Genomic DNA, 11003 nt, shown 5'->3' with positions numbered 1-11003 from the left:
AATTGATGACACGCCCTAAATCAAAGCTAAATATAGCAGTTCTTTAATCTATGAGGTATATCGTTAAACTTGTCATTCCCGCGAAGCCTGCCCCCGCGCGGGGGGCGGGAATCCACTCACATCTCTGTATTTTATAAATCCGAGAACTGCTATATCTCCGTTGACCCAGATTTAACCTGTGACTGGGGAGAAGTTAACGAGAAGCCCGGACTAACAAAACTCCGCCAATGGTCAAACCAATTCCACTGGGCAACCAAGCGGCCAAAACCGGAGATAAAATTTGAATTTGTCCCAAAGCATTGGTTAAAAATGCTAATAAATAATATCCAAACACAATCAAGATACTAATGCCAAAGCTGGTGGCTTTGCTGACCCGTCTGGGGCGGATACCGAGAGTTGAACCGACCAAAGCAAAAACGACACAAACAAAAGGTAAGGCATATTTTTGTTGAATCCGTACCTCCATTTTGCGAATTTCATCCTCATCTGCACCCTGACGCAGAATTGCCAAGCGTTCTTTTGCTTGAGCAATATTCATTTCTCCATAATCTCGACCTCTTTGGGCTAAATCTAAAGGAGTGCGAGGGAGTTGGAGTTGTTGGCGATCGAAGCGAATAATATTGCGATAGGAACCATCGGGGGCAATTAAATAAATGGTGCCATTGAAAAAATCCCAGCTATTTTGGGAAAAATTCCATTGGGCTAATTCAGCGGAAACGATTTGCGTCAGACCTTGCTCGGATCTGTCCAAAATCGTTAATTTTTTCATATCTTTCCCATCAAACTGTTCGGCATAGAACAAGCGTTTCATCACGTTGACTCTTTGGCCGTCGGCTTGGGTAACTCTTTCAAATTCTGTGTGGATAATATTACGGTCTTGAAACGGTAGTTTTTCTCGTTTCAAGGCTCTTTCTAAGGTAGTTGAAGCTTGGTAGTTGGCTACGGGAACGATCGCCTCGTTAAAGGCAAAGGTCATGGCAGTCACCAATAAACTCACCATCATAGCCGGGAAGACTAACCGATAAACACTTACCCCACAACTGCGTAAGGCTACTAACTCGCTATCCGCCGACAATCGACTGTAAGCCATTAAAGTTGCCAGCAACATTGACATGGGAAAGGCTAACACTAAAAATTCTGGAAGTTTCAACAAAAAAACTTCGATGGCGATTTCCCATGCCAGACCTTTCTCTGTCACCTGGCGAATCAGTTCAAATAAAGTGTCAACGGATACTCCTACGGAACAAAACGCGCCAATTCCAAACAGAAATGGACCGATAAGTTCTCGGATGATATATCGATCCATCATCGTCAGCTTTAAAGGAAACCCGAGCAGATTTATAGACGTATTCACACGACTAAAAGATGTCATATTTTTTTTATTCAGCAGCATATGATTGGCATGAACCGATTAAAGGTTTAATCTAAACCCAGAAATCTAGATGTTACACACCTATACCTATACCTATACCTATATATTATACATTTATTAAAGTCTAAGATTAAAGTTTAAATTGCTCTCCTAAATAATATTGTCGAACCAAAGGATTATTATAAAGTTCTTCAGGGGTTCCCGAAGCGATGATTTCTCCATCTCTCATAATGTAAGCCCGGTCAGTAATCGCCAAAGTCTCACGGACATTGTGATCCGTGATTAAGATGCCGATATTTTTCTGACGCAATTTAGCAATCATAAGCTGAATTTCTGATACGGCAATTGGATCGACTCCCGCAAAGGGTTCATCTAACAAAAGAAATTTTGGCCCGGTGACCCCCATCCCTAAAGCTCTCGCCAATTCGGCTCGCCGTCGTTCACCTCCTGAGAGTTGAATTCCTAAAGTTGATGATACTTTTTCTAGGCGGAATTCACGGAGCAGTTGATGTAGGCGATCGCTCCATTCATGTTTAGGAATCTTGCTTTGCTCTAGGACTAAAAGAATATTTTGTCGTGTAGTCAGGTGGCGAAAAATACTCGCCTCTTGAGCGAGATAAGCAATCCCTAAATTGGCTCTTTGATCGATGGATAATTGGGTAATTTCTAACTCATTCAGCCAAACATGGCCTTGATTTGGTTTTTCTAACCCAGTTGCAATGTAAAAAGTGGTCGTTTTTCCCGATCCATTTGGGCCGAGTAATCCGACAATCTCTCCTTGATCTAAGGTTAGGTTCACGCGCTTGACGACTACCCGCTTACCATAGATTTTATAGATGTTTTCCAGATGGATGTTCACGTTGATGATTTTTCCTGAATGGCTGAATTGGTCAACGATTCCGTAAAAATCACGAGGGTAATTTTACCGACATTTGACCTCAGATTAATCATTTTAATCATTTTTTACTAGCGAGGAATATTCGGCGCCGATGATTGATTCGATGCGTTTGGGTCAGGAATCAAATAAATAGATTCTACTTGCTGGTTTTTTTCTGGAACCGCAATAAATCTCCCCTCATCAATTAAATAAGTAATGGTTTCGGCTCGTAAACTATTCCCTTGTTGCAGAATATAGGCATTTCCCGTCAAAACAATCCGACGTTCGCGACTAAAATACTGAGCTTGAGCAGCAGTCCCTTGCATTTGTCGGGCGGGATAGTTAATTTGCACGTTACCACGAGCGGTGACTATTCCGGTTTTCGCATCCGCCTCTTGAATGTCTGAACGAACACTTAAAGATTGTGCGTTCGCCGCTTGGTTCGCGTTGGCGATTTGAGTATAAGTGGGAGTGGCGATCGCCCCAGCTAGGGCGATCGGCAGAATTAATCCCAATCCACACTGAACTAAAAATGAAGATTTTCTCACAGAATGCATCATGGCTGGTAATGGTTCACACGGTTAACAATTAATTTAACCACGGCCAGGGGTGACACTAGGCCGCTATTGATAGTTTAGCCAATCCTAGCAACACTTCCTCCGGAATAATTTCCCCGTGGTGTTGTGGGGATTGGCTTTAGGCATACTGACTTGATGGGATTTCTATAAGTTTCCTATTGCCTGAATCGGTGATTTCCCCTGGTGTTTTGCCATCGAATAGCTTCTTAGGTTCTTAGAGGTTCTTAGGATCTGAGGATTTCAGAACAATTAAGCATTCGTAGACATTGACTAATCTGAGAGGCTCCCCAATAACTGGCATTTTAAAACTCAATTAGGCGATCGCAGTTGAATTAGTCAACGGTTGATTTGACTAATTTTGGGCAAAGATAACCCTGGGTTATCCGGCATTGAATTCTCAGGCATATTGCCAAACAATTGATCGGTTAATTTGACTACATTTTCCGGGCCTACTTCTTGAAGCTTCTGCAAGATTTGGCTACTTATTTGGAGTATTTCCGCTACATTAATCTCAAAATAAGTAGGTTGATAACTTCTTAAACGGCTCATCCCTTCTCCTAACAGAATTGCCGCCCCTTTCCAGTTATGATTGCTCAAATGATATAAAGCAACAGCAATTTGCAGAATTCCTTGATAAAATTTTTTGTCTGGTTCTGATGCTTCCATCCATAAACTTTCTAAAGTATCGTGACAAGCATAGAAATCCTGCTGATTAAATTGTTCGACTGCTTGCCAAAACTCTGGGGGTATTGAATTTGACATTGATTTTTGCTCTGCCGCTTAATTGACTTATGGTGATTTCTTTATGGGGATTGGCAAATTATCTCTTTTGCGCTATCAACGATTTAATACTTTCATCACAGAAAGCTAGATTTTAGAGTAAAAAAACACCGGCAAAAAAGCCGGTATTTTCATAAAAACAATTAAGCAATACTATTTCTGACTGCTTCTAATTCTGCCATTGATATTTCTTGGGTCGCCCCAGCAAAATCATTGTCGGGGGTCAGGAAAAGCATACAGTGGCATTCTTTGCGCTCGCGCATAGGCACACAAGGACAGTTCCAAAAAGTCGCTTTTACTTCCGCTGCTTTATCTTCGTAATGACGACAAGGACAAAGCGGTGAACCCAATTCATCCTTATGTTTCGCCAGTCCTTCAATTACCACCGCTGTCACGGAAAGATCAACACAAAAGTAAGTTCCGGTGCGTTGGGCATACTGTTCAGCAAACTTTTTCATTGCCTCTAGGTTTTTTTCGGTGGAGAGCTTTTTACTATCTGTTGGGTTCATGCCATCTGCCTTGAAAATCTTGTGATGTTTATATTTTAGCGCAAATTTATCCCATAATTTGTGAATATTAATGTCGCAATTCTCTGATTTGTCCAGCCGATCCCTTGGACACTTGTCACAGATCCCGCTTGACAAATAATTAAGGGTGAGTAGGTAAAAATAGCGATCGCCTATAGGATTTAGGGTGGATTTCGCGATTAGTCACCCCGCTCTGAGGACTCTGGCACCTCCGACCGCCGGGATGGCTTATCCTGACGCTTTGAAGTAATATTCGCTGATGGTCTTCAAGCTTAAACCTGAACAGATGCAAATAATTCGTCACCCCCGGCAACAAACTTATCCCGAATAATCTTGTAGTTTATGATTAGGTAAATCCACTCTCTGTGGAAAAATGGTTAATTGCAGTCTGGTCTACAGAAAATTGTTGGCATCCCGAAAGCCCAATACAACTGTTCTTCGGTCTGAATTAATGTTCTCTATAATTTCTCGCGAGTACCTGCATTCCCTTAGCTATGCTTAATCCCAATCTGGATGAAATCCAGTTAACTAAAGACGACTACGAACGTTACTCCCGTCACCTGATTTTGCCGGAAGTCGGCGTTGCCGGACAAAAACGCCTCAAAGCCGCCAGTGTCTTGTGTATTGGCACTGGTGGTCTCGGTTCTCCCCTATTGCTATATTTAGCCGCAGCGGGCATTGGCCGATTGGGGATTGTCGATTTTGATGTGGTCGATCATTCCAACCTGCAACGGCAAGTCATTCACGGCACTTCCTGGGTGGGCAAACCAAAGATTTCTTCCGCCAAACATCGGATTCACGAAATTAACCCATTTTGCCAAGTCGATCTATACAATACCCGCATCAGTTCTCAGAATGCTCTGGAATTGATTTCTCCCTATGACATAGTAGTTGATGGCACGGATAATTTCCCTACCCGATACCTGGTTAACGATGCTTGCGTCTTACTGAATAAACCTAATGTTTACGGTTCTATTTTCCGGTTTGAAGGACAAGCCACGGTGTTTAATTACCAAGAAGGCCCCAACTACCGAGACCTCTATCCCGAACCCCCACCGCCGGGAATGGTGCCTTCTTGTGCGGAAGGCGGTGTTTTAGGGATTTTGCCGGGAATTATTGGCGTAATTCAGGCGACGGAAACCGTAAAAATTATTCTTCGCCAGGGAAATACCCTCAGTGGTCGCCTACTATTATTTAATGCACTGGAAATGAAGTTCCGGGAATTGAAACTGCGACCCAATCCAGAACGTCCCGTGATTTCTAAACTGATTGACTACGAACAATTCTGTGGCATTCCTCAAGCCAAAGCCCAGGAGGATCAACAAAAAATGGATATTCCCGAAATGACCGTTGTCGAGCTTAAGCAGCTTATTGATAGTGGTGCTGATGATTTTGTGCTGATTGATGTCCGCAACCCCAATGAATATGAAATTGGCAAGATTCCCGGTTCGGTGTTGGTGCCATTACCGGAGATTGAAAATGGCGCCGGGGTGGAAAAGGTTAAAGAATTAGCCAATGGTCATCGGTTGATTGCTCACTGCAAGATGGGTGGGCGATCGGCCAAGGCTTTGGGCATTCTGAAACAAGCCGGAATTGATGGAATTAATGTCAAAGGTGGGATTAATGCTTGGAGTCAAGAAGTTGACCCCTCTGTCCCACAATATTAATTAAGCTTAATTAAGCCGTTAATTACTACAACCCCAAAAAGAACAGACACAGAGGACACCAAAGAAAATTTATCTTTGTGTCCTCTGTGTCTTTGTGGTGAGTTTCACCCGCAAGATGCAGCAAAAATTATTAGGCACAATGAGTGATTGACAAAATAGCTAATTTATGGTATAAAAACGAATTTTTATCAATAATATTTAATTTATTTCCCATATATCGGCCATAAAAATCAGTAATATTGCGGATGACTTTGGTCAGAGATTGGGGGGATAATGAAGTCAAGATTAATAAATTGTTAAATTTTTTCAGTGGATCGCTCAATTTTTTGTCCCAGGGGTGGCGGAAAAAATTTCTATTTTTTTATTTAAGTTCGCTTCAGCCATCTCAAAAATATCCTGATTGCCTGGGTAGCCGAAAGCAAGTTACAATGATTATAGGAGTGAATTACTCTATTGTTTAAGTATAGAGAATATTATTGCCAAAAGTAAGTAGGAGAAAGTTATTATGTTACGAGGCTTTAGTCAATTTTCCCGCAGTAAATCTAGCCCAAAAGTCGATCGCCTTGGCATGAAAAAAACTAGCGCTCCATTAGCGGATGGTTTTTGCAGTCGTTATGCCCACAGTTTTGAACACGACGATACAGAACGGTTAGATAAATTTGCCGGTCTGAATGATTTGTTGTCTTCCCTGGAAAGTTTCCGCGAGTAGTTCACCGCGATCGCCTCTGATGTACTCATTATGCTGTAATTCTCAGCAAATCAAGAATATTGGGTTAAATGACTGGATTGAAAGAAACTGAAATCATTATAAAGAGGGTGGGGATTATCTCCCCACCCTCTAAAATTTTTCATGGCTGCTAAGTTTAATGGTTGTTAAAATGGCGCTGGATTTATGGGGAGAAATTACCGAAATTACCAGAGCCAATGGCGATCGCACGATTATTGGCTTCAATGGCTTCGGTGTATCGGCCCAATTTTTCTAATGCTTTACCTTTATTAATCCAAGCTTCTCGTAAATCTGGGTTTAATTCTGTGGCTTTGTCCCAACAGCCGATCGCCTCCTCCCATCGATTTAATCCCGCTAAAGCGATGCCATAATTACACCAAGAAAGCGGATCTGTCTGATTCAATGCTAAAGATTTTTCCCAGCAGAATAAAGACTCTTCTAACCGGCCTAGATTAACCGCTAAAGCTAATGCTTTATTATACCAAGTTTCGCCATCATTGGGGTCAATTTCTAGGGCTTTATCCCAAGAAGCGATCGCCTCTTCATAACGTTCTAAATCATAGAAAGCATCGCCCCGATTACTCCAAGCTAGTTCTGCATCTGGTTTAATTTCTAGGGCTCGATCGTAAGAGGCGATCGCCTTTTCCAACTGCCCTAAATTAGTCAGAATATTTCCCCGATTAATCCAAGCCCGATAATGGTTAGGATCGAGTTTAATTACCTGGTCATAAGCAGCCAGGGCTTCTGAGTTTTTCTCTTGATCCATTTTTTCTTTGCCATAAGCAAACCAACCCTCCACATCATGCGGTTTCGGCAGCCCAGTTCCCGCCACCGGATCCATTTCTAGGAGGCGATCGCCTAGTTGTTGGGCTGCTTGATAAATTTCTCCTTTGCCCAATTCCCCCAAGCGCCGCAGTCTCCGACCAAGTTCATGGTTGGCATTGGTGGCGGACTCTAGTCGCTGGGCAAAACGTCTCAACCAGTCCAACCATTGCTGTTTAGTAGCGCGATCGCTCAAAACTTGAAAAAACCGCGTCACCTCGGCGTCCTGCCAATCGCCATTGACCCCTTCGAGTAACTGCATAAAAAAATGTTCATACTCTGGATCGCTGAGGGGTTTAACTTCCCGTGGGGGTGGCGCTTCAACAATGGGCGACTTCTGGGATCTGCCGAAAAACCGGCGAAATTGCTTAACCAGCCATTGCCAAATTTGCCTCAGCATTTGCGTTTTACCTCATATTTTACGATAGTTTCTAGGCGTCTGTATCCTGCTGATTCCGCCAATCGTATATTAAAATTGGAGAGAATTTTGGTGGAGAGAGTTATTTTGGATCTCCGTCTTCTTATTCCGATTTTCGATCCCTCCGTACCAGACTGGGCATTATCAGCACGATTATTACGCTGGTTAACTTTTTTGTGGCTATTCATCGGCTTGGCGGTGTTATTTTCTGCCTCCTATCCCACAGCCAATGATGAGTTTGGCGATGGATTTTACTATTTAAAAAGACAACTGATCTGGGTAATGGTCGGTTTGGTCGGCTTTAATTTAGTGGTCTATTCTCCACTGCGTTATCTGCTGGGAGTCTCCAATTGGGCAATTTTTTTGCTCCTCGGCGCGATCGTCTTAACCTTAGTTCCCGGCTTGGGGACGACCGTCAATGGCGCAACCCGCTGGCTTTCCATTGGCCCAGTGCCGATTCAGCCCTCAGAACTGATTAAACCATTTTTAGTCCTGCAAAGTGCCCTAGTTTTTGGCCGTTGGGACCGTTTATCTTGGCCAGATCGCCTGCGATGGCTGGGCATTTTCTCCGCTATTTTATTGGGAATTTTGCTCCAGCCCAACCTGAGCACCACTGCCCTCTGTGGTATGAGCATCTGGTTAATCGCCTTAGCCGCTGGTTTACCCTACAAATATTTAGGCGGAACTGCCCTGAGTGGCATCTGCCTCGCCCTCTTAAGTATTACGTTTAAAGAATACCAACGACGGCGGGTGATGTCGTTTCTCAATCCTTGGAACGATTGGTTTGGCGATGGCTACCAACTGATTCAAAGTTTACTGGCGGTCGGTTCGGGTGGCATTTGGGGCAATGGCTTTGGTATGTCCCAACAAAAACTGCTCTATTTGCCGATTCAATTTACCGATTTTATTTTCGCCGTTTTTGCCGAAGAATTCGGATTTGTGGGTTCTCTGGTGATGTTTTTAATGTTAGCTAGTTATGCCACCTTGGGATTATGGGTCGCCCTTTCTGCCCCGACTTTGGTCTATCAGTTAATTGCTATTGGCTCTACGGTTGTGATGGTGGGGCAATCTTTACTGAATATTGGCGTGGCTACCGGCGCCCTGCCCACCACGGGATTACCGTTACCTCTCTTTAGTTATGGTGGCAGTTCCATGATTGCTAGTTTAATGATTGCCGGGTTGTTAATTCGGGTAGCCCGTGAAAGTAGTAGCGCTCAAGTCATCCCCATGGGCGATCGCGTGCTTTAACCTTTTCCGGTCAGCAAAAAAGGAGGCCCCAAGTAGAGCCAGTGGCGATACCAAAAGCCGAGGATCACTGATGATCCTCGGCTTTTTTCATTACTTCCAAATATCAGCCAAAATATCTCATCCCCCGCTAATTCCTAGGCATCTTGTCCCACTTGAATCACCGTATCAGACTGAGACAGTTTGGGGGTGACAAAACCACCAGAAAACAACCGTTCTTGTTGTCCCGCAAACACTGGCATAGTTTGGCGAATTTCCTCAGCCACTTGCGTGGTTTTCACATCATAAGTTTGTGTCACCAGCTTGGGATACAAACCAATGCCAATGATGGGCAACAACAAACAAACCGTAATCAAAACTTCCCGTGGTTTGGCATCCATCCAAGTCTCTATTTCTAAAGCATTGATATCTTTACTCATATCTTTGCCATAGAAGACGACCCGCAGCATGGAAAGTAAATAAATCGGCGTCAAAATTAAACCAACAGCCGCTAACAGAATCACCACTAATTTAAATGAGGTGGTATAAATATCGCTGCTGGCAATTCCTAAAAATACCGTTAATTCACCCACAAATCCACTCATTCCCGGCAAGGCTAAAGAAGCCATTGAAGCGGCAGTGAAGAGGGCGAAAACTTTTGGCATGGACTTGGCCATTCCACTCATTTTTGCCATTGCTAAAGTATGGGTGCGTTCGTAGGTGACACCAGAGAGGAAGAATAAGGCAGCGGCAATTAAACCGTGAGACAACATTTGTAAGACCGCCCCACTGATACCTAATTCCGTCATGGCGGCAATTCCTAATAACACAAAGCCCATGTGGGAAATGGAAGAACAAGCCAGACGACGCTTGAGGTTATCTTGAGCAAAAGCATTCAAGGCACCGTAGACAATATTCACCACACCTAAAATCGCCAGGGCGGGGGCGAAGTAAAGATGAGCATTCGGTAGCATTTCGATGTTCATCCGAATCAGTCCATAGCCGCCCATTTTTAACAAAACTCCCGCCAGGATCATCGAGACTGGGGCGGAAGCTTCCCCATGAGCATCGGGCAACCAAGTATGCAAGGGGAAGATGGGCAGTTTGACCCCGAAGGCAATCAGGAAACCGGCATAAACCAGCAGTTCAAAGGTAACGGGGAAATGCTTGGCGGCGATCGCGCTCATATCAAAGGTGACGGTATCCCCAGAAAATGCCATTGCCAAACCGCCGATCAAAATAAAGATTGAGGCTAATGCGGTGTAAAGGATAAACTTGGTCGCGGCATATTGGCGCTTTGGCCCACCCCAAATAGAAATCAGCAAGTAAACCGGCACCAGTTCCAGTTCCCAAATAATGAAGAACATCAGGATATCTTGGGCAGCAAATACCCCAATTTGGGCGCTGTAGAGTGCCAGCATCAGGAAATAAAATAATCTCGGTTTCTTGGTGACGTTCCAAGATGCCCAAATTGCCAACACATTCACCAAACCTGTCAGCAAAATCAGTGGCATAGAGATGCCATCCACCGCCACAGACCAATTTAAGCCAATTTGCGGCATCCAGGCATAGCTTTCCACCAATTGATAGCTGGGGTCATTCAGGTGGAAATTTTGCCAAAAGGCATAAATAGCGAAATAAAAATCGACCAATCCAACGCCGAGAGCATACCAGCGGAGAGTTTTGCCCTCTTTGTCGGGAATCACAGGAATGGCCAGGGAAGCCACAATGGGCAATAGAATGATGGCGCTGATCCAGGGAAAGACTACCATAATCAGATGAGGATATATACTTATGACTGATGCGACCATTATATTTAGATCAACGAAGTTTTGTAAAGATTTGTTGCATAATAATCTTAGATACAAACCAGAAGTCAGCGTAAATACTTAGTCAATTTGCCCAGAATTGTCAAAATTGCATAAAAAAACGGGCAGCAGCAGCGCCCGTCAATAGACTATTTTTCCCCAGAGGGGATTTTAGAGGGGTGTGGGGCCGCCATCGGCCGCCA

At 43.9% G+C, this 11003-nt stretch carries 10 protein-coding genes; 3 read left to right on the top strand and 7 right to left on the bottom strand.

The features are described from left to right. Positions 1–193: 193 nt before the first annotated feature. The 5 genes from AM228_RS24350 to AM228_RS24330 form a co-directional block, all read right to left on the bottom strand. Complete coding sequence (locus AM228_RS24350; protein ID WP_231636931.1) at positions 194–1372, bottom strand: LptF/LptG family permease; 1179 nt, start codon at positions 1370–1372, stop codon at positions 194–196. Between the two features lie 130 nt (positions 1373–1502). Continuing rightward, positions 1503–2231, bottom strand: coding sequence for an LPS export ABC transporter ATP-binding protein (lptB, locus tag AM228_RS24345; RefSeq protein ID WP_054469528.1), 729 nt, complete (start codon positions 2229–2231; stop codon positions 1503–1505). A 107-nt stretch (positions 2232–2338) separates the two neighbouring features. Further along, on the bottom strand, positions 2339–2809 hold the full coding sequence (locus AM228_RS24340) for an LptA/OstA family protein (RefSeq protein ID WP_054469527.1): 471 nt from the start codon (positions 2807–2809) through the stop codon (positions 2339–2341). 354 nt (positions 2810–3163) lie between these two features. Continuing rightward, positions 3164–3589 (bottom strand): DUF309 domain-containing protein, encoded by a 426-nt coding sequence (locus AM228_RS24335; RefSeq protein WP_054469526.1) that lies wholly within the window; start codon positions 3587–3589, stop codon positions 3164–3166. Between the two features lie 161 nt (positions 3590–3750). Continuing rightward, entirely contained in the window at positions 3751–4116 is a 366-nt protein-coding gene (locus AM228_RS24330; protein ID WP_054469525.1) for a ferredoxin thioredoxin reductase catalytic beta subunit, read from the bottom strand. A gap of 512 nt (positions 4117–4628) precedes the next feature. Here AM228_RS24330 and moeB point away from each other — a divergent pair. Together moeB and AM228_RS24315 are read left to right on the top strand one after the other, a co-directional pair. Next, on the top strand, positions 4629–5801 hold the full coding sequence (moeB, locus tag AM228_RS24325; protein WP_054469524.1) for a molybdopterin-synthase adenylyltransferase MoeB: 1173 nt from the start codon (positions 4629–4631) through the stop codon (positions 5799–5801). A 505-nt stretch (positions 5802–6306) separates the two neighbouring features. Then, positions 6307–6510 carry a hypothetical protein gene (locus tag AM228_RS24315; RefSeq protein WP_054469522.1) on the top strand — a complete coding sequence of 68 codons (204 nt, stop codon included), beginning with the start codon at positions 6307–6309 and terminating at the stop codon, positions 6508–6510. Positions 6511–6691: 181 nt separating this feature from the next. Here AM228_RS24315 and AM228_RS24310 read toward each other — a convergent pair whose 3' ends face one another. Beyond that, positions 6692–7750, bottom strand: coding sequence for a tetratricopeptide repeat protein (locus tag AM228_RS24310; RefSeq protein WP_054469521.1), 1059 nt, complete (start codon positions 7748–7750; stop codon positions 6692–6694). 105 nt (positions 7751–7855) lie between these two features. On the opposite strand from AM228_RS24310, the gene AM228_RS24305 reads away from it, so the two are divergent. Beyond that, on the top strand, positions 7856–9016 hold the full coding sequence (locus AM228_RS24305; protein ID WP_054469531.1) for an FtsW/RodA/SpoVE family cell cycle protein: 1161 nt from the start codon (positions 7856–7858) through the stop codon (positions 9014–9016). Between the two features lie 134 nt (positions 9017–9150). Here the strand turns inward: AM228_RS24305 and AM228_RS24300 are convergent, their stop codons facing one another. Then, positions 9151–10764: an NAD(P)H-quinone oxidoreductase subunit 4 gene (locus tag AM228_RS24300; RefSeq protein WP_054469520.1), complete on the bottom strand. Its 1614-nt coding sequence runs from the start codon at positions 10762–10764 to the stop codon at positions 9151–9153. Positions 10765–11003: the final 239 nt, after the last annotated feature.

The sequence above is a fragment of the Planktothricoides sp. SR001 genome, assembly GCF_001276715.1.
Classification (GTDB): Bacteria; Cyanobacteriota; Cyanobacteriia; order Cyanobacteriales; family Laspinemataceae; genus Planktothricoides; species Planktothricoides raciborskii.
Note: the sequence above shows the minus strand (reverse complement) of the source record. Positions and strands in the feature narration are given on the sequence as shown.